This window comes from Actinomadura decatromicini (genome assembly GCF_008121305.1).
Classification (GTDB): domain Bacteria; phylum Actinomycetota; class Actinomycetes; order Streptosporangiales; family Streptosporangiaceae; genus Spirillospora; species Spirillospora syzygii.
Window position 1 is genome coordinate 274614 of sequence record NZ_VSRQ01000005.1, and the last position, 18481, is coordinate 293094.

Consider the following 18481-nt stretch of genomic DNA (forward strand, 5'->3'; position numbering starts at 1 on the left):
ATGGATCTGCGACTGTCGGGAAGGGTCTTCATCGTCACCGGCGCCTCGGCCGGGATCGGCGCGGCCACCGTGCGGGTGCTGGCCGAGGAGGGCGCGAGCGTCCTCGGCGTCGCGCGCAAGCCCCCGGAGGAGCCGGGCGACCGGGTCTCCGGCCTGGCCGCCGACGTCACCGACCCGGAGGCCGCGCGGACGATCGTCCGTACCGCGGTCGAGCGCTACGGACGACTCGACGGTCTGGTCAACAACGCCGGAGGCGTGACGACGCGGTCGGGCTTCCTCGACGTCACCGACGAGGACTGGCGGGACACGTTCGACCTCAACCTGTTCTCCGCCGTCCGGTTGAGCCGCGCCGCGATCCCCGAACTCCTCGGACACGGCGGCGCCCTGGTGCACGTCGCCAGCGAGGCGGCCCGCTTCCCGGACGCCTCCCTCGTCGACTACGCGGCGGCCAAGACGGCGCTGCTCTCGATCTCCAAATCCCTCGCGGGGGAGTACGGCGGGCGCGGCATCCGCTCCATGATCGTCACGCCCGGCCCGACCCGCACGCGGCTCTGGGACGAGCCGGGCGGGTTCGCCGACCAGCTCGCCGAGCGGTACGGCAAACCGGTGGAGCAGGCCATCGAGCATTTCATCGGCACCGTGCGCGACCTGCCGACCGGCCGCCTCGGCACGGCCGACGACGTCGCGCGGGTCATCGCCTACCTGCTGTCGCCGCTGGCCGTCCAGGTGACGGGCGCCGAGTGGGCGATCGACGGCGGCGCCCTCCGCCAACTCTGACCACGGCGCGGGCCCGTCAAACGGGCCGAACGGGCTGGCCGGGCAGACGGTCGGACGGGTGGGACGGGCAGACGGGTGAGCCAGGCGCTGGCGGGTCAGACGCCGAAGGCGGCCGGGTAGCGGATCGTGCCGGACGGGACGGGCTTGGAGGCGTCCAGGGCGAGGGCCATCAGGTTCTCGTCCGGCACCTCGAAGGACGTACGGATGCCGAACTCCGAGGCGCGGCGGAAGCCGAACCTCGGGTAGTACTCGGCGTGGCCGAGCACGACCACCAGGTTCTCGCCCATCTGCCGGGCGGCCTCCAGCGCGGCGCGGATCGCCGCCGATCCGGCGCCCGTCCGCTGGTGGGACGGGGCGACCGCGCAGGGCCCGAGGGCGAGGGCCGGGGCGTCCCCGACGCGGCAGCGGGTCAGCAGGGCGTAGCCCGCGGGCGTGCCGTCGCCGGCCTTCTCGGCGATCACCGAGAGGCCGTCGATCCAGGCGTCCGGGTCGGCGCGCAGCGCCTCGACCAGGTCGGCCTCCCCGGCGGAGGGAAACGCGGCGAGGTTGATCTCCCGGACCGCGGCGACGTCGTCCGGCCCTTCGGCGTGCGTGCGCCAGCCGGGGGCGTGAGCGAGCCAGTGGCGGCGGAGGTGGGGGACGAGGTCGTCCGGACGCTCGTCCGGGAAGAACAGCCGCGCGCCCGGAACCTCGACGACGCCGGTCGCGCCGAGGATCGCGTCCTTGAGCCAGTGGGCCCAGCGGACGTCGAAGAACGGGTCGCCGTCACCCCACACGATGAGGGTGGGAGCTTGGAGGGTCCGCAGTGCCGGTTCGGCGGCGAGCAGGTCGTCCGGCGTCAGGGCGAGGAGGAACCGCTCGAACTCGCGGGCGTTCTCCGGGGTGCCGAGGACGGGTTCGAGGTAGGCGCGGAGATCGGCCTCGGCGACGTCCTCGGGCCGCTCGAACCCGGTGCCGAGCGCCCCGCGCAACAGCGCGGGATCGGCGAGCACGGCCGCCGCCGACCGCGACAGCGCACCGGACGCGGCCAGCTCCACGGTCGGCTCGAACGCCTCGGGCGGGACGTTGTCGTGGACGTCGCAGTTGGTGAGCGTCAGCGTCCTGACCTGCTCGGGGTTGCGGGCCGCGAAGATCTGCGCGACGGCGCCGCCGGTGTCGTTGGCGACGAGGTCGACCGCGTCCAGCCCGAGGGCGCCGCAGAAGTCCTCGATGACCTGGGCCAGCGCGCCGAGCGAGAAGTCCTGCCCTTGACGCGCCGGGCTGCCTCCGTGCAACGGGAGATCCAACGCAACACAGCGCCGCAGATCTGCAACCTGCGAAACGACCTTGCGCCACAGACGGCTGCTCGTGCCGACTCCGTGCACGAACAGGGCCACCGGCCCGGACCCGGTATCGGTGTAGGCGATCGTCCCGGAACGAGTGGTGACGGTCTTCTTCTCGGACACGGACGCCTCCTGGCCTCGGAACGCGAAACCGACCGATGGTCGGTTTCGATACACTAACCGACCGACGGTCGGTTCGGCAATCCGGGAGGCTGACGATGGACGGACACCAGTCCCCGCGCGGACGGGCGACCCGCGACCAGCTCGTCGCGATCGCCACCCGCCTGTTCGCCGAGCGCGGCTACGAGGGCGCCTCGATCGGGGCCGTCCTGGAAGAGTCCGGCATGAGCAAGGGTGCCCTCTACCACCACTTCGACGGCAAGGACGCGCTCTTCGCCGCCGTCCTGGAGTCGGTGGAGGCCGACATCTCCCGCAAACTGGCCCGCGCGGCCGCGGGTGCCTCCGACCCCCGGGCCGCGTTGCACGCGGGCTGCCTGGCCTGGGTGCGACTGGCCGGTGACCCGGTGGTGCGGCGGATCGTCCTGATCGACGCCCCGTCCGTCCTGGGCTGGCAACGCTGGCGCGAGATCGAGGAGCGCTACGGCTTCGGCATGGTCAAAACCGCACTCCGCGCGGTGGCCGACCAAGGCGCCCTGCCTGCTGAGTTGGTGGATCCGTTCGCGCACATGCTCTTGGCTGCTTTGAACGAAACCGCTCTGACCGTGGCTCGCTCTAGTGACCGTCCGTCCGCCACCAAAACCGCCGAGTCCGCCCTAACCGAATTCCTAACCCGCCTCCTCCCACCCCCTTGATCCTTAACCCGAGCGCCCGCACGGGGCCGCCTCTGGGATGGCGGCCCCATGCGGTGCCGGATCGGATTAGGTCGTCGTGCGTTGGCTGGATCGTCAGGCGAGCGCGCGGGGGAGGAAGTCGCGGATGAGGTCGGCGATCTCGCGTCCGTGGGTGTCCAGGGCGAAGTGACCGGCGTCCAGCAGGTGGATCTCGGCGTCAGGCAGGTCGCGGGCGTACGCCTTGGCACCCTCGGGTCCGAAGATCTCGTCATTGCGACCCCAGGCGATCAGAGTCGGCGGCCGGTGGGTGCGGAAGTACTGCTGGAAGGCCGGGTATCCGTCGAGGTTGAACTGGTAGTCCCAGAACAACTGGAGTTGGATCTCCTTGTTGCCGGGCCGGTCGAGGTATGCCTGGTCGAGCGTCCATGAGTCGGGGGACAGCAGATCCAGGCGGTCGGCCGGAACCCCGTGGGTGTACTGCCACCGGGTGGCGTCGGGTTCCAGCAGCTTGCGGACGTCGGCCTCGTTCGCCTGCCGGTCCTTGGCGTGGGCGAACAGCACGTCCCAGAAGGGCGTGAAGCCCTCCATGTAGGCGTTGCCGCTCTGGCTGACGATGGCTGTGACCCGCTCGGGGGCGCGGCTGGCGATGCGCAGCCCGATCGGTGCGCCGTAGTCCTGGATGTAGAGCGCGAACCGGTCGAGTCCGAGCGTGTCGAGCAGGCCGAGGGTGATCTCGGTGAGCTTCTCGAAGCTGTACTCGAACTCGTCGACGGCGGGCATCGCCGACTGCCCGAAGCCGATGTGGTCAGAGGCGATGAGGTGGTAGTCGTCGGACAGATCGCGCAGCAGCCCCCGGAACATCGCCGAACTGGTGGGGAAGCCGTGCAGCAGCACCAGAGTGGGGTTGGCCGGATCGCCCGCCTCCCGGTAGAAGACGTCGAGCCCCTGGATCTGGACGGTGTGGTGACGGACGTTCATCGTGCGTGTTCCTTTCAAAGTTTCCAACGCGCGGTCAGGACGGCCGGGGCCCGGCCGAGAACCCGGCGGCAGCGGCCGCGAGCCCTGTCCCGACGACCCACCTCTGCTCCATCGGCCATCCTTCTAACCGTCTAAATGACTTACAACGGTTAGAGTTATGCCAGGTGTTGCCTAACTTGTCAACCCCATCTAGCTGGTTAGCGTGAGTTCATGGTGTGCAGACCACCGACGCACCTGGGCACGCCACCGGAACGCACAACGAAGGACAGCGGCACGGAGGAGACGGTCGTCCACGCCTACGCCCTGAAGACCTGCCCCACCCGACCGCCGCCGGGCGCGAACTCAACGCCCACGCCCGGCGGGTCCGACAGTCCACGCGATCTCTGGTACGACTGGTCGAATGTCCGCGAACGTCCCGCAAGGGCCCACCGAATCCGAGCTCCGTGCCGCCGCTGAGACGGGAGGGCCGCAGGCCGGCGTGGAGTACGCCAGGTTCCTGATGGCCGGCCCGTCCAAGGACGTGGACGGGGCCGTGCCGTGGCTGGAGCCCGCCGCACTCGCGGGCGATGCGTACGCCGCCCGGACTCTCGCCATCATGATGCGCGACCGGGGTGAATACGAACGGGCGGAGCACTGGTACCGGGCCGGCGCGGACCACGACGGCGGCTGCGCGTTCGGTCTGGCGACCCTGCTGGAACGATCCGGCGACCTCGCCGGGGCGGCCGAGTGGTACGACAGGGGCGCCGCCCTGGGCAGCCTGGAGTGCGAGACCAACGGTGCGATCCTGCTGGCCGGTCAGCACCGGACGGACGAAGCCGTGGCACGGCTGGAGGAGGCGCAGCGCAAGGGCGATCACGTCGCCGGGGAGGCGCTGAGCCTGATGGACGGCCTCGCCGCCGAAATCCGGGAGTGCGACGACCTCCTCGACCAGGCCGAACAGGATCAGGACGATCTGGACATCGCGCTGGACACCGTCCGCGACCTGGGCGACCGGGCCGAGGACTTCAGGAGGTATCCCCGGTACCTCGATGACGCGCTGTCGGTGTACGACAAGGCCGCCGAAGTGGCTGAGGACGACGCTCCTCTCGTGTGGAAGGCACTCCTCCTGACCAAGGTCGACCGGTGGAACGATGCACAGAGCGCTCTGGAGAAGGCGGCGGAGCGTTTCCCGGAGTCGGCCTTCGCGCCGTACGTCCACGGCCTCATGCAGCGCGAGCACGGTGACCTGGACAAGGCCGAGAGCTGGCTGCGGCGCGCGGCGGACCTCGGCCGACCCGAGGCGATGTGGAACCTGGCCGTCCTCTCCCTGAATCAGCGACGGCTCGACGAGGCGGAGCACTGGTACACGGCATACGGCGAACGAGCAGACGATAAGGACTTCGAGGCCGGGCTGGAGCGAGTCGAGGAATATCGCCGCCGACCCGACAACCTGGTCGACGAGGCGGACGAGGCGCGGCTGCCAGAATTGCGCACTGCTGCCGGGTCCGGCGACGTCTCGGCGGCGGCCGACCTGGCCCGGCTGCTCCGGCACAAGCGGGCGCTGCCGGAGGCCGTGAAATGGTTCCGCCTAGCGGCCGAGGACGGCGACCCGCGCACGAAGCTGGAACTGGGTGAGCTCCTGTACGACATCTGCGGCGCCGACGCGGAGCATGTGATCGAGTGGTTCCTGCCCGCGGCCGAGGCCGCCTATGAACGTGCCAGCACCGCCCCAGTCGCCGATCCCGGAGATGCGGACCTGATCGAACAGATCGGCCGGTTCTATCTGAACGCCGAGGATGAATTCAAGGCCGAGAAGTGGCTGCGCCGCGCCGCCCGGCTCGGCCATGGCACGGCCGCCTGGTGGGCCGGGTCGCGTTCGGACGAGTACGGCGACCGGCAGGAGGCCGAGCGCATGTGGGCCCTCGCGGCCCAGGGCGGTGTCGCGTGGTGCGGCTGGCTCGCCGGGCGGAGCATGGTCCGGCGCGAGGCGTACACCGAAGCCGAGCCGCTGCTGCGGATCGCGTGGGAAGGCCGCGAGGAGCAGGAGCCGCTGCACGAGGCGGCGTACTGGCTGGGCCTGTCCCTGCGCGGTCAGAACCGGTTGGACGAGGCCGCCGACTGGCTGCGCACGGCGGTCGAGGTGCATCCATCAGTGCGGAAGGGCTACAGCGGTTTCATGGCCACCACGCTGTTCGACCCGCGCTCGGACCTGGCCGACGTCCTCTGCGACCTGGAACTCGACGACGACGCGACCGCTCTCGTGGACGCCCTCCTCCAGCAGCATCCCAAGCACCGCGTTGCCCACCGCGTCGCCGCGCGGATCGCCGCCCGCCGCGGCGACCCGGCTACGGCCCGCGCCCACCTGCAACATGTCGTGGACGACCCGACCGAACTCCGAGAAGGCGCCACCGCCGAGGACCTCCAAAGACTCTTCAACGCCGTCCACCCCCACTAACGAGACGCGCGGGTCATGCGGGCCATCCGCACGCCCGCGCCACCTACTCCGCTAAGGCTCATCACCGAGCAGGAAGGTAGAGCTAGGCCCACCAGAGATCTAGAGAAAAGGCTCCTGTGCCCGTGTACCGGTCCCGGCGACTGTAGAGGAAGTCGATTCAACGAGATGGGAGCCGTCATGGATACAGATCGGAAGCGGCGCGGGCGGAGAACGTCGCTGGCCGTTATCGGTGGTCTCGCCGTGATAGGCCTCGGGGCGACAGGACTCGGCGGGACCGGGTTCGGCGAGACCGGTTTCAGCGGGATCGCGATGGCGGCCGGTCCGGCGGCCGGTGACGGTTCACTAGTGCTCACCGACAAAGGCCCGGTGCGGGGCACCGTCAGCGCGGACCACCGGGAGTTCCTCGGCGTCCCGTACGCCTCGCCGCCCGTCCGGTGGGGTTCACCACGCCGGGCAAAGCCATGGACCTCACCGCGGGACGCGACAAAGCCCGGAAATGCGTGCGCCCAGAACGCGGGATTTTTCGGTGAGAAGGCGAGCGACAGCGAGGACTGCCTCTACCTGAACGTGACCACGCCCCGACGTCCCGCTGCCAACGGCAAGCGGCTGCCGGTAATGGTCTGGGTCCACGGCAGCGGATTCCGGAATGGCTCCGGTGCCCTGTACCGTCCGACGGAAATGGCCGTGCGCGGCGACGTGATCGTCGTGACCGTGAACTACAGGCTTGGCATCTTCGGCTTCCTCGACCACCCGTCGCTGGACGGCGGCCCGGCCAGGAACCGCTCAGGAAACTTTGGCTTGGAGGACCAGCAGGCCGCCCTCCGCTGGGTGCGCAGCAACGCGGCGGCGTTCGGCGGCGACGCCCGCAACGTCACAGTCTTCGGCGAGTCAGCCGGCGGAGTGAGCACATGCTCGCAGCTCACCTCCCCAGGTGCCGCGGGCCTCTTCCAGCGCGCGATCGTCCAGAGCGGTCCGTGCACGGTCGAGAACTGGCCCGACTGGGATGGGACGGTCGACCCCTCCGGCAGTTGGCTGCCGCGTTCGCGGAGCAAGGCCGAGCGCCAGGGCCAGGCGGTGGCCACCAGACTCGGCTGCCCCACTCCCGCCACGGCCGCCGCATGCCTACGCGCGCTACCGACGTCGAAACTGCTGAAGGAGTCGGAGTACGGCTTCGCGCCGGTGTACGGCGGCGGGGGCGTTCTCCCGTACTCCCCGAAGCAAGCGCTGCGCGAAGGAAAGTTCGCGAAGGTCCCGGTCATGTACGGCATGACGCGCGACGAATACCGCACCTTCGAGGCCGCGCAGCAGCTCATGGGCGTCCCCCCGCTGGCGGACGAGGCAGATTACGCCGCCCGCGTACGCGCCTACGTAGGCGCGGAAAAGGCACCGAAAGTCCTGGCCCAGTACCCGCTCCGAAACTACGGTTCGCCGAGCGAGGCATGGTCAGCTCTCGTCACAGACGCCACGTTCGCCCGTTCGGTAACGGACTTCGGCCAATCCGTCGCAAGGCGAGTGCCCGCATACGCCTACGAATTCGCCGATGCCCAGGCGCCCTGGGTCGCGGACGTGGGAACCCCTGGCTTCCCAACCGGCGCCTTCCACGCCGCCGAACTGCAATACCAGTTCGACACCGACTATTTCGACGAAGGCCGACTGAGCCCCGCCCAGCGTCGCCTGGCCGACCAGATGACGGATTACTGGACGAGGTTCGCCCGCACAGGCGACCCCAACGTCAAGGGCGCGCCAACCTGGCAGGAGGGAAACATCACCCAGGTCCTCGCACCCGGCAAGGGAGGCATCCAGCGAATCGATTTCGCAAAAGAACATGAGTACGCCTTCTGGAAGGCCCTTTGACCAGGGGAGAGGCGTAAAACGGTCGATGCTTCACCCCGCGGCCGACGGCAGATCGACTGCCGTCGGCCGTACCGAACGAACCCGTCCGAAAAAAGGCTGCACATCGTGGGTGATTTCAGTCTGCGGCAGGGCGCCCGGGGCGATCGTCCGGGTGGAATGGGCGGAGTCTGGGCAACCAGGCTGGCACGGCTTGGACGTACTGCTCGTATTGGGTGCCAAAACGGGCCCGGAGCGCGGGCTGCTCGTACAAGTGCACGAAGGCGACCATGACGGCGGTCGCGGTGGCGAGGTACCACAGGAGTATGCCGCGTTGGAGGATGAGTGTCTGTCCGGCGATCGTGGTGATGACCGCCAGGTACATGGGGTTGCGTACATGCCGGTAGAGCCCGCCGACGACCAAATGTCGGGTCGGGGCGATGGGGGCGGGCGTGCCGAGTCCTTCGGTCACGAACCGGACGAAGGCGTGGATGAGTACGAGACTGCCCGCCGTGACCAGGACGATCCCGGTGATGCGCAGCGGCACCGGCCACAGGAGGTGGTGTCGCGGTCGCCAGCCGGTCAGCCACAGGGGCGTCAGGCCGGCCACGACACCCGGGGCGGCGGCGAAGAACAGGGCGCTGCCCAGCGTTACGGACGGTGTGCGCATGCGGTCACCGTCCCTGAATCGGGGAGGGTGCCGTGGCGAGTTGCAAAATGGCTTCGGCGGCGCGTGCGGGGCCGTCGACATCATCGTAGAGCCGCTGGATTCGCTGGGCCGCTTGCCGGTAGCGGTCGTCGGCGAGCATCAGCCGTGCCAGTGTGGCCAGCTTGGCGGTTCCGGCGTGACGTGGCGGGATCCGGTGGGCGGCGCCTTGGCGTTCCAACAGTGCGACGTTGAGGTCCTGCTCGGAATGGAGTGGGATGCCCAGGGCAGGCGTCCCGGACGCCATCGCGGTCTGCATGCTGCCCTGCCCGCCGGTCACGACCGCGAGGTCCACATGGGGCATGACCAGATGGCTCGGCAGGACGGACTCGACCATCACCCGGTCGGAGGCGAGGTCTGCCAGGTCGTGGACGGTCGCGGCGACCAGGATGCGCGCGTCCACCCCGGCCAGAGCACCGATGACATCGCGGATCAGCTCAGGTCCGGTCGAAGTGAGCGCGACGTAGATGACCGGACCGGGCGGGTGGAGGAACGAGGCGACCCGCTCTGGGAGCGGGATATCAAGGTGGGCGAACAGCGGGCCGGTGTAGCGCAGCGTGGTGCCTTGCCGATAACGGGACCTCCCGCGCGGGCTCCAGGCCGCCATATCCGGCGCGGAAATCCCCACGACCTGCGGGATCTCCGGAACCAGCGTCAGGTCACCCAACAACAGCGCGAGCAGGCTGGGCAGACCCTCGACGCCCAACTCGGCGGCGATCCGGTTGAAGCCCGCGCAGTGGTACCGCAGTCGCGGGATCGCGCGGTTGATGGCCCAGCGCGGCAGCGCGCCACCGAGCAGCCGCGGCAAGCCACCCGGGGCGGGCACCAGGCCGCGCTCGAATACCGGGGGTACGAAACTGCCCGCGTGCTCGGTGACGAGCGGTATGCCGGCCAGCCGCGTTGAAAGCAACGCGGTCAACGTGAAGCCGGTCACCGCTACGGTGACGCGGTTAGCGCTGAAGTAGCCCGCCTCGGCGAGCACGTAAGACCGCAGCTCATCGTCGCTGTACATGCTCTGGTCGACAGATCCGAGCCCTATGGCGGAACGGACGAACGCGGCGCTGCGCTCGGCGTCCATCGGCTGCCCGACCACGTCGTACTCGACGCCCGCGGCCCGCAGCACGCTCTCGTGCACGCCGCCGTGCGTGGCGATTCGGACCGCCGCACCGCGCTCACGCAGAGCCCGGTGGATCTCCAGCATCCGCGTGGTCTCTGACAGGTACGCGCAGTTGGGAAGCAGGCAGATCACGGCTCTCCAACCTCCGCAATATATTGGATGATGCAATCAGGTAATATATTGCACATGGACGTGCCAGGGAAGTCCGTGTTCGACATCGGGCCCGACTCGGACCTTGAACCGGCAGTGCGCGCGTTCCGGGTACTGCTGCTGGTGGGACAGCGGCTGCACCGTCTGATGGACCAGCGGCTACGCGCCGACGGGCTCACCACTCAGCAGGCCGCGCTGCTCACCGTGGTGGCCGCGCTCGGTCAACCGTCTCTCAGCGAGGCCGCCGATGCCATGGGCACCACCCACCAGAACGCCGCCCAACTGGTAGCGGCCCTGAGTCGCAAAGAGTTCCTGCGCGTCGAACCCGACCCGGCCGACCGCCGTCGCCGTCGCCTCATCGCCACCGAGACCAACGACCAGTACTGGCGCGGCCGCGACGCCGCAGACCACAACGCGGTCGCCGACTGGTTCTCCACCCTGACCGACACCGAACTCCAGACCCTGAACACCCTGGTCGAACGCCTGCTCAAGTCCCTACCGGCCAACTGAAGACAACACCCCACGCGGTCGCACACCGCGCATTCCATGCCGCAGACCGGCCACCCGATGACAGATCTCGGCACCCATCCGGACGTACCCAGAAGCAGACGTTCGGCAGCTGCGTTCCAGGGTGTCGACGAGCGGGCGCCCAAGTGCCGGCCCGACCTCGGCCAGTCTGTCGATGGCTTGCTCGATCAACGCGCTGACGTGTCCAAGCCGGACTCACACAGCTTGAGTAACGAGTGCCGTTGGGCACCGGCGTCGCCGTCACTGATCCCACCCGTCGTCCCACCCGTCGTCCCGGCCTTCGGACCGCTGGACGGGCCGCTCGAAAGTGGGGACGGACCAGCGGCCGGTCCGGCCGCCGGTCGCGCCCATGTTCAGTGCAGGCGGGCCTTGCGCAGCAGGCCGACGAGGCCGTGCGTCTCGTCGTTCGGGCCGGACGAGAACCAGACGGCGTCGGTCCCACCGGTCGTCTGCGTCCCGCGCAGGAGCGCCCACAGGCCGTCGATCTCGATCGGGCGGCCGCTCGGCCCGCGCAGCGCGCCCCGCCAACGGCCATGCGGGGTGAAGGCGTTGATCCGGCCGTCGCCGAAGTTGCCGACGAGGACGTCCCCGGCGAAGTCCCCGAACGATCGGGGCGCGATCACCAGCCCCCACGGCGCGTTCAGCGGACCGCGGGAGGCGAAGCGGTGATGGGAGCGGCCGAACTGCCGGTACTTCACGACGAAGCCGAGCCCGGGGCCGGGGACGTCATCCTCGGCGTCCGCGTCCTGCTTGGCGTAGGTGACGAACACGGAGTCGCCGAGGACAGCGACGTTGAACGGTGCGAAGCCCGGTGGGATCGACGGGTCGTCGAAGCTCCCGCTGGGCAGCCTGAGGCGCCGGAACTTACCGTCGAAGACATCGATACGCCTGTTGTGGAAGTCGGTCGCCAGCAGGAACGCTCCATGGCGGGTGCGCAGCAGCGCCAGTCCCTTGTAGATGGCGCCGGGCGCGCCTGCCACGTGGACCGCGGTGGTCCCCGTGTTGCGGTTCCATGCGGTGATCGCGCCGCTCTCACTGCTGAAGATGAAGATGGCCGGCGCGCCGTTCACCGCGAAGTCGGCGGTGTCGTTGAAGACCTCTCCGGTGGGAGCGCCACCCTCGACGGTGACCTCTAGCGCCTGCTTCGTCACACCTCCCGCGCCGCCCGCGTACACGGTCGCGACGCCTGTGCCGTTGTTGGCGGCCCACAGTGGGCCGGTCGGGCTAAGCGCCAGACCCCATGGGTTGACGAGCTTGGGGTCCTGCAGACGCGCCCGCCCCGGGATGTCGGAGACCAGATCGGTCTGTGTGAACCGGGTGCGCCAGCCCGATCCGTCGGCGCGGTTCGCAGTCCCGGCGGACGCGGGACCGGTCGGGACCATTCCTGCCAGCAGGGCAAGAGCGGCCATGAGAATACCTATGGTTTTTCGCATTCAGATCTCCACTGGCTCGATCAGCCGGTCTGGACGGACCGCGGCGATCATTACCCCGGGCATGTTCGGCGAACCCGCCTGCCGCACCACGCGACGAAACCCTGACCAACAACAACGGCCGCTTTACGTTCGGGCCGATCGGCACACCCGGGCCCGGAGAACCAACCTCGTGAGGCGGAACAACCATCTCGGCCCGCCCGGACAGCCAACCCGCGAGCTGGCTGCAGGAAGTCAGGGCGAGAAGCCCGGAGCACAGGCCCCGTCCACGGTCAGAGCACCGGAAGCCCCGCGGTAGCGATCGCCCCGCTCTCGCTCGCCCAACCACGTACGGCGATCGTCTCGGGCCCCAGCAATCGTGTCGGCATATGTGATCGGCGCGCGAGCCAGGAGATTGATGAACTCACACCACCCCTCAGCGGCGGCGTCAGATCCCTAAACCCTTACGATAACCCGCCCAAATTAGATTGGCTGGACACCGCGACCCGCTCTCGGTCATGAATCTCACGAGCTAGATCAGCCTCATGTAAAGGTGCACGCCTCGGCCGGCATTCCTTCCTTGGCATCCACTAATGCGGCCTTGTCGAGGAATGCCCACCCTGAATATCGCCGAGAAAGCGCGTGAGGGCCGGCACGCCTCCACCGTCCTCGATGCGGGTCGAACCGCCGACCTTCCACTTTTCAGAAGTGGTGACCACCCTGCGGGTACCTCGTCAATCGAGGTCAAACGGTGGCCGATGTGCTCTCGTGAGGCTGCTCGGTTGGTGTCGTTGCCGTCACCGGTTGGTGCTGTCAGGCGACCTTGATCGAGTGGGGGCCGACGCTGATGGTGATGTCCACGTGTCCGCCGAGGGCGGTGGCGTAGGCACGAAGAGTCTCCAGCTCCATGGCCTCAAGGTTGCCGTTCTCGATTTGTGAGACGCGAGATTGGCTGACGCCGAGAATCTGGGCGACTTCGGCTTGTGTCTTGCCGATGGCTTTGCGGAGTTCCTTGAGGTTGCGCAGCTCGCCTGTGTTCCAGGGTGTCGACGAGCAGCCGTCCTAGCGTCGGCCCGACCTCAGCCAGCCTGTCGGTGGCTTGCTCGATCAACGCTGCGGTGCCCACTTCGGACTCACACAGGACACCTCACCAATATGACCCCTAGCTAATGGTGAGGGCCGACCGTCCGCTTCCTGACGATGGACGTTGCCGTCAAACACAGCAGCCCCGGGCCATGTGGCTCCGGGGCGTTTCGACTGGTCAGATGAGGTGGGCAGGGGCGGGGTCGAACCGCCGACCTTCCGCTTTTCAGAAGTAGCAACCACCCTGCAGCCGGGCCGTCTACCGAGGTCGTACGGTGCCCGACGTGTGCCCGTGGTGGGCGTTGGTTGTTGTCGTTGTCGTCAGGGCTGTCGTCAGCCTCCGGCGCGTCGACCACGGCCTTTCAACCGCCGGACACGCCGCTCGTGCTGCCCGGCGCGGCGCCGCTGGGCGCGGTCGATGCGCAACGTTCGCGGGTCGGCCGCCAGCTCGTACAACTCGACCTCGAACGGGTCAGCGTCGCACTCGATGAGACACGCCAAGGCGTACCGGTCCTGCTCTGCGGTCCCTCATCGACGCACCTGTACCCGCCAGACCGGCCCAGTCGCCTCCGCCTCGTCCATGCCCTCGAAGTAGCCAAGGGACGGCCACTGGCGCAGGACCGGAACCCACATGGTCCGAGGACAAACCCCGACCCGGAGCGCAGGGCCCAGCCACGGCCGAGCACCGGAAGCGGCGCGTCAGCAACCTGACCTCGCCCCGAGCAACGCCCATGCTCACGGCGACCCGCGTGATGACGCCTTCTATTTACAAGCAAGATCAGAAATGTCCAGGCATGTCCCCACATATCCACTGACCAGCGCAGCACTCTCCCAAGGGTCCACACCCATCCAAGATCATCCAACCCCTGTTGTTAGCAGCACCGTTAGCAGCCGCACCGACCTCAACCGGTCCGGGGTGCTTGTCCGCGCGAACGGCGCGCAAGGCATGACAGATCGTTTCGCGCGAACGAGTGCCCGGCTGATCTGGACCGCAAGACCCGACTCCCCCCGGCCCAAGCGACTGATCGGCGATATCTGGTGGCACACCTTTGGCTGGCTCGCTACGCTCACTCACCGCGAGGGCAGGGCAGGGCAGCGCCTCAGCCGGGGAGGGTGGATGGGTACAAGCACTTGGCGGCCCCGTTCAGTGCGTGAGGGCCTCCGATCCGCTAGCGGCCCATTCGACGGCGTGCCACGTCATCTCCAAGTCGCGCTGACCCATTGGCTTAGGCGTGCATTTACGCAGACTGAAGACTACACCGATGAGTGGGATTACCCGCTCATGATGGTAATCGCAAGTAGCGCCGAACTCTCCCTCCCACCGGACGTTGAAGCCAAGACGAGTGGGTCCAAATCGACGTATAATACGGAATTTTTCGACGCCTTCGTGCAGGAGTGTCGAAATAACGAAGAGAAGTTTCTCGACGCCATCGATGCAACTCTGAGATTCTCCAGGAACGCACAGGCGAATAAGGAGTTGGAGCAAATACTTCAAGCAGGTGGCTCCTCCTGGCGAGTTTCAGATGACGAGACTTCTCTGCAGCTTCGGGTCGAAGCCTCCGCACAGCGCGCAGCAGACGAGGCGATGCAACCTGCCGATCTGGCAAGTGATGAACTTCGTTCTGCCTGGGTCGCAGCTTACGGGAGGACGCCGAATGCTTCGGATGCATGGGATCACTCAATCAAGGCTGTCGAGGCAGTCTTGGTTCCCATCGTGTCCCCGAAGGCGGCTCAAACCGGTCGACTAGGGCAGGCCATCGGCCAACTGCGCAAACAAGGTCATCTCTACAGGCTGACAGTGCCATTTGGCGACGGCTCTCAGGATGTCGGAATAATCGTCGCCATGCTAGATAAACTCTACTCAAACCCCGATCGGCACGCTAATGGCATAAGGCGGGTACCTGGTCTCACGGAAGCTCAAGCACTACTGCACCTTGCGATAACCATCGTCCAGTGGCTACGACAAGGCATACTTGTCCGAATCTAGTATTGGCTTTATTGTCTAGCGGCTAGATACATGCTCTTGAGCCGAGCAAGTTTCTGTCTGTGGGAACTCCGGTGATGGCCGCACGATAGACCACAGCAGTCCACCCGACCTCGGTGCCAGTAGCCCTACCGGACAGCATCCTGCGCGGAAGCACGACGCTCCGGGGTGCTCGTTCGCGCGAACGGCGCGCACCCCGTGACAGACCGATCCGCGCGGGAGTGCCCTCCGGCTCCAGGAGGGGTCTGGGGAACCCCGTGGTTCAATGCCGTTGCTTTTGCGGGATCTGGCCGTGAACGTTGCCGTTGTTGACCCGCGCTGGTGCCGCCACGTGCCGGAGTGCATGTGCGGGAACTCCTCAACGCCGCGGCCACACGCCTCGACGGCCAGCCGGCCGCGCCGTCGACCGTCCAGCGCAACCGCGCGATCCTGCACCACGCGTGCGAATACGCCGTGGAAATCGGCGTGCTTTCCAACAACCCGATCAAGGCGACGAAATGGAAGGCACGGAGCAAGAGTTCCGCCGAGGTCGACCGCCGTTCGGTGGTCAACCACGCCCAAGCGCGCCGACTTCTCGAAGCGGTCCGCCGACAGAGGCCGAGCGGGGAACGCCTCATGGCGTTCTTCGCGGTCATCTACTACGCCGCCCTTCGCCCGGAAGAGGCCGTAAACCTCCGCGTCGAGAACGTCACGCTTCCCGCCCTGGTATGGGACGACGACGTACAGAAGTGGCAGGAACCCGCCGACGACTGGGGAGAACTGCACTTCAACACCGCCAGCCCCGAAGTCGGAACCGACTGGACCGACGATGGCGCCAACCGGGAACGGCGCCAACTCAAGGGCCGCGCCGAGGGCGCATGGCGCCGCGTGCCGACCCCGCCGCCGCTCACCCGCATCCTGCGCGCCCACCTGCGGAACATCGGCCCCGGCCCCGGCGGGCGCCTGTTCTGGGGGATCCGCGGCGGCGAGTTGGCCAGCATCACCTACCGCCGCGCGTGGGACGCAGCCCGCCAAGCGGCGCTGAGTGAGGCCGAGTACGCCTCGCCGCTCGCCGGGAGGGTCTACGACCTCCGCCACGCGTGCGTGTCCACCTGGCTCAACGGGGGAGTGCCGCCGGCCGACATCGCCGAGTGGGCTGGCCACAGTGTCGAAGTGCTGCTCCGCGTCTACGCGAAGTGCATCGAGGGGCAGAACGAGGCAGCCAAACGCCGCATTGAGCAGGCTCTACGGGACATCTGACCGCGACGTTCGCCCGCTCGCTGTCGAACGATACGAAGGGGCTTCCGGCTACACTTTTAGTCGGAAGTCACTTCGTCTCAAATTTGGTCATGCTGTTAGTCGCTACGAAATTATGCCAGCTATCTGCTCTCCAATTGCGGTGAGGTCGGATATCGCTGGAAGGGCGGCAACTATCCCTGTCCACAGAGATTGCACGACTCCCCTTCGGGGAGTGGAAGTCGCTAGTTCCTCGGACATGGCGGCGAAACTTTCGGCCGCTTCGACGTTCTCATTTTCTTCTATTATTTGAGCGAGTCGTTCGAGTGCCTTCGCGAGATCGTCGCCATGATTCGATCTTATACTGTTAAGGGATTGGTTCAGGACACTTCTATTTATGATAGTTGCGCCAGCTCCGATGTTTTCGAACTTATCTCCTTGCACTGAGCCCTCCTTGTAGGTCACGGAGATCGCCTCTGCAGTTGACGCCGACGCCCCATCTATAATGGTTACCATATTGGCTATGATATCTCGCGTGCCATCATCTATTCCTTTTAAATCCCGTGTAGTTCCAGGCGGGATTGACAGCATGCCCTCGATTATTGCTAGCTGCTTCTTGATTATTTCTAGTACTTGAGAAGCGTCAGGCTCACGCATCAACGTCTCCGGGGTCGCCATCGCCCCCTGCTGTGCGGGCTCTCTTCTCGAATTTTTTGAGCTGGTTCTCAACCTGGTTAGCTTTATCGGGCTGGCCCAGGGCTCGGTATGTTATGGCGAGGTTGCCTAGCCGGGCTTGCACCTCCGGGTGGCCGGGGCCGAGGGCGGCTTCGGTGATGGTGAGCGCGCGTTCTTCCAGTGGGAGTGCCTCAGCGGGCCGACCGAGTGTTCGGTAAGTTACCGCGAGGTTTCCTAGTCTGATCGCGGTGTTCGGGTGGTCGGGGCCGAGGGCGGCTTCGGTGATGGTGAGCGCGCGTTCTTCCAGTGGGAGTGCCTCAGCGGGCCGACCGAGGGCGTAGTAGGTGGCCGCGAGGTTTCCTAGTCTGATCGCGGTGTTCGGGTGGTCGGGGCCGAGGGCGGCTTCGGTGATGGCGAGCGCGCGCTGAACCAGTGGGAGTGCTTCCTCTGGCCGCCCCAGATCGCTCATTGTCGCAGCCAGGTTTCCCAGGTGGGCAGCAACGTCAGGGTGTTCAGGGCCATATGTTACTTCGGTGATGTCTAGTGCACGTTGAAAAAGTGGGAGTGCTTCCTCTGGTCGCCCGAGATCGCTAATCGTTGCAGCGAGATTACCAAGTTCAACAACAACGGCGGGGTGCACCGGACCGTATACTTTCTCAGTTAGATCAAGTGCACGTCTAAACAGTGGGAGTGCCTCAGCGGGCCGACCGAGTGTTCGGTAAGTTACCGCGAGGTTTCCTAGTCTGATCGCGGTGTTCGGGTGGTCGGGGCCGAGGGCGGCTTCGGTGATGGTGAGCGCGCGTTCTTCCAGTGGGAGTGCCTCAGCGGGCCGGCCGAGGGCGTCGTAGGTGGCCGCGAGGTTTCCAAGTCGAGTGGCTATGTCGGGGTGGTCGGGGCCGAGGGCGGCTTCGGTGATGGTGAGCGCGCGTTCTTCCAGTGGGAGTGCCTCAGCGGGCCGGCCGAGGGCGTAGTAGGTGGCCGCGAGGTTTCCAAGTCGAGTGGCTATGTCGGGGTGGTCGGGGCCGAGGGCGGCTTCGGTGATGGCGAGCGCGCGCTGAACCAGTGGGAGTGCTTCCTCTGGCCGCCCCAGATCACTCAGCGTCGCAGCCAAGTTACCCAGTCGGGCAGCAACGTCAGGGTGATCGGGACCGATGTTCTCCTGAACGATTCTTAGAGCACGTTGTTCAAGGCGGAATGCGTCAAATGGTCGACCAAGGTCGTGATACGCCCTGGCGAGCTTCTCCAAGTGTCCCACCAGAGCCGGATGATGGGATCCCAGTTGCTCTTCTACTTGACGCAGGTCAAGCTCTTCTTGCACCACCTGCTCGCCCGAGCGTACGTTTACGACTATGTCCCTGCCTTGGACTACCGATCCGAGAACGGTCCCGCCAACAACGTTAGATATGTGAACTGAAGAATCTTTTGATTCACTCATAGCCGCCCTGGCTGTTCTTGATATCCCGGCAACGTTCTTCGTAGGAC

At 66.9% G+C, this 18481-nt stretch carries 16 protein-coding genes and 1 pseudogene; 7 read left to right on the forward strand and 10 right to left on the reverse strand.

What is annotated here, in order from left to right:
* Positions 1-777 (forward strand): SDR family NAD(P)-dependent oxidoreductase, encoded by a 777-nt coding sequence (locus FXF68_RS24000; protein ID WP_148762874.1) that lies wholly within the window; start codon positions 1-3, stop codon positions 775-777.
* Positions 778-872: 95 nt separating this feature from the next.
* On the opposite strand, the gene FXF68_RS44025 is transcribed toward FXF68_RS24000, so the two are convergent.
* Entirely contained in the window at positions 873-1328 is a 456-nt protein-coding gene (locus FXF68_RS44025) for a GNAT family N-acetyltransferase (protein ID WP_246178942.1), read from the reverse strand.
* Positions 1329-1454: 126 nt separating this feature from the next.
* A pseudogene (locus FXF68_RS44030) lies at positions 1455-2276 on the reverse strand (alpha/beta fold hydrolase); the annotation flags it as partial.
* 41 nt (positions 2277-2317) lie between these two features.
* Here FXF68_RS44030 and FXF68_RS24010 point away from each other — a divergent pair.
* A complete protein-coding gene (locus tag FXF68_RS24010; RefSeq protein ID WP_148762876.1) occupies positions 2318-2911 on the forward strand; it encodes a TetR/AcrR family transcriptional regulator in 594 nt (197 codons plus the stop codon).
* Positions 2912-3004: 93 nt separating this feature from the next.
* On the opposite strand, the gene FXF68_RS24015 is transcribed toward FXF68_RS24010, so the two are convergent.
* Positions 3005-3868, reverse strand: a complete 864-nt coding sequence (locus FXF68_RS24015) for an alpha/beta fold hydrolase (protein ID WP_148762878.1) — start codon at positions 3866-3868, stop codon at positions 3005-3007.
* A gap of 478 nt (positions 3869-4346) precedes the next feature.
* On the opposite strand from FXF68_RS24015, the gene FXF68_RS24020 reads away from it, so the two are divergent.
* A complete protein-coding gene (locus FXF68_RS24020; protein ID WP_187438077.1) occupies positions 4347-6302 on the forward strand; it encodes a tetratricopeptide repeat protein in 1956 nt (651 codons plus the stop codon).
* 177 nt (positions 6303-6479) lie between these two features.
* Positions 6480-8156, forward strand: coding sequence for a carboxylesterase/lipase family protein (locus FXF68_RS24025; RefSeq protein WP_246178909.1), 1677 nt, complete (start codon positions 6480-6482; stop codon positions 8154-8156).
* A 115-nt stretch (positions 8157-8271) separates the two neighbouring features.
* On the opposite strand, the gene FXF68_RS24030 is transcribed toward FXF68_RS24025, so the two are convergent.
* Together FXF68_RS24030 and FXF68_RS24035 are read right to left on the reverse strand one after the other, a co-directional pair.
* Entirely contained in the window at positions 8272-8802 is a 531-nt protein-coding gene (locus FXF68_RS24030; RefSeq protein ID WP_148762884.1) for a methyltransferase family protein, read from the reverse strand.
* Positions 8803-8806: 4 nt separating this feature from the next.
* Positions 8807-10087: a nucleotide disphospho-sugar-binding domain-containing protein gene (locus tag FXF68_RS24035; protein WP_148762886.1), complete on the reverse strand. Its 1281-nt coding sequence runs from the start codon at positions 10085-10087 to the stop codon at positions 8807-8809.
* A gap of 54 nt (positions 10088-10141) precedes the next feature.
* Here FXF68_RS24035 and FXF68_RS24040 point away from each other — a divergent pair, with 54 nt between their 5' ends.
* A complete protein-coding gene (locus tag FXF68_RS24040; RefSeq protein ID WP_187438078.1) occupies positions 10142-10615 on the forward strand; it encodes a MarR family winged helix-turn-helix transcriptional regulator in 474 nt (157 codons plus the stop codon).
* 371 nt (positions 10616-10986) lie between these two features.
* Here the strand turns inward: FXF68_RS24040 and FXF68_RS24045 are convergent, their stop codons facing one another.
* The 3 genes from FXF68_RS24045 to FXF68_RS24055 form a co-directional block, all read right to left on the reverse strand.
* Complete coding sequence (locus FXF68_RS24045) at positions 10987-12042, reverse strand: TIGR03118 family protein (RefSeq protein ID WP_187438079.1); 1056 nt, start codon at positions 12040-12042, stop codon at positions 10987-10989.
* Between the two features lie 813 nt (positions 12043-12855).
* Positions 12856-13068 (reverse strand): helix-turn-helix domain-containing protein, encoded by a 213-nt coding sequence (locus FXF68_RS44800; protein WP_148762892.1) that lies wholly within the window; start codon positions 13066-13068, stop codon positions 12856-12858.
* A gap of 390 nt (positions 13069-13458) precedes the next feature.
* The gene (locus tag FXF68_RS24055) at positions 13459-13626 is read right to left on the reverse strand and encodes a hypothetical protein (RefSeq protein ID WP_246178910.1); all 168 of its coding nucleotides are present in this window, start codon (positions 13624-13626) and stop codon (positions 13459-13461) included.
* A gap of 688 nt (positions 13627-14314) precedes the next feature.
* Between FXF68_RS24055 and FXF68_RS24060 the strand changes: the two genes are divergently transcribed.
* Positions 14315-15112 carry a hypothetical protein gene (locus FXF68_RS24060; protein ID WP_148762894.1) on the forward strand — a complete coding sequence of 266 codons (798 nt, stop codon included), beginning with the start codon at positions 14315-14317 and terminating at the stop codon, positions 15110-15112.
* A 342-nt stretch (positions 15113-15454) separates the two neighbouring features.
* On the forward strand, positions 15455-16348 hold the full coding sequence (locus tag FXF68_RS24065; protein WP_148762896.1) for a tyrosine-type recombinase/integrase: 894 nt from the start codon (positions 15455-15457) through the stop codon (positions 16346-16348).
* Positions 16349-16450: 102 nt separating this feature from the next.
* On the opposite strand, the gene FXF68_RS24070 is transcribed toward FXF68_RS24065, so the two are convergent.
* Together FXF68_RS24070 and FXF68_RS24075 are read right to left on the reverse strand one after the other, a co-directional pair.
* A complete protein-coding gene (locus FXF68_RS24070; protein ID WP_187438080.1) occupies positions 16451-16981 on the reverse strand; it encodes a hypothetical protein in 531 nt (176 codons plus the stop codon).
* Positions 16974-18245 carry a tetratricopeptide repeat protein gene (locus FXF68_RS24075; RefSeq protein WP_187438081.1) on the reverse strand — a complete coding sequence of 424 codons (1272 nt, stop codon included), beginning with the start codon at positions 18243-18245 and terminating at the stop codon, positions 16974-16976. The genes FXF68_RS24070 and FXF68_RS24075 overlap by 8 nt, the downstream gene beginning before the upstream one ends.
* Positions 18246-18481 lie beyond the last annotated feature (236 nt).

What these genes read in the sequence shown, in the direction of transcription:
- FXF68_RS24045 (WP_187438079.1), bottom strand. Translation starts at nt 12,042, where the DNA reads ATGGCCGCTCTTGCCCTGCTGGCAGGAATGGTCCCGACCGGTCCCGCG.
- FXF68_RS24025 (WP_246178909.1), top strand. Translation starts at nt 6,480, where the DNA reads ATGGATACAGATCGGAAGCGGCGCGGGCGGAGAACGTCGCTGGCCGTT.
- FXF68_RS24070 (WP_187438080.1), bottom strand. Translation starts at nt 16,981, where the DNA reads ATGCGTGAGCCTGACGCTTCTCAAGTACTAGAAATAATCAAGAAGCAG.
- FXF68_RS24030 (WP_148762884.1), bottom strand. Translation starts at nt 8,802, where the DNA reads ATGCGCACACCGTCCGTAACGCTGGGCAGCGCCCTGTTCTTCGCCGCC.
- FXF68_RS24040 (WP_187438078.1), top strand. Translation starts at nt 10,142, where the DNA reads ATGGACGTGCCAGGGAAGTCCGTGTTCGACATCGGGCCCGACTCGGAC.
- FXF68_RS24010 (WP_148762876.1), top strand. Translation starts at nt 2,318, where the DNA reads ATGGACGGACACCAGTCCCCGCGCGGACGGGCGACCCGCGACCAGCTC.
- FXF68_RS24015 (WP_148762878.1), bottom strand. Translation starts at nt 3,868, where the DNA reads ATGAACGTCCGTCACCACACCGTCCAGATCCAGGGGCTCGACGTCTTC.
- FXF68_RS24000 (WP_148762874.1), top strand. Translation starts at nt 1, where the DNA reads ATGGATCTGCGACTGTCGGGAAGGGTCTTCATCGTCACCGGCGCCTCG.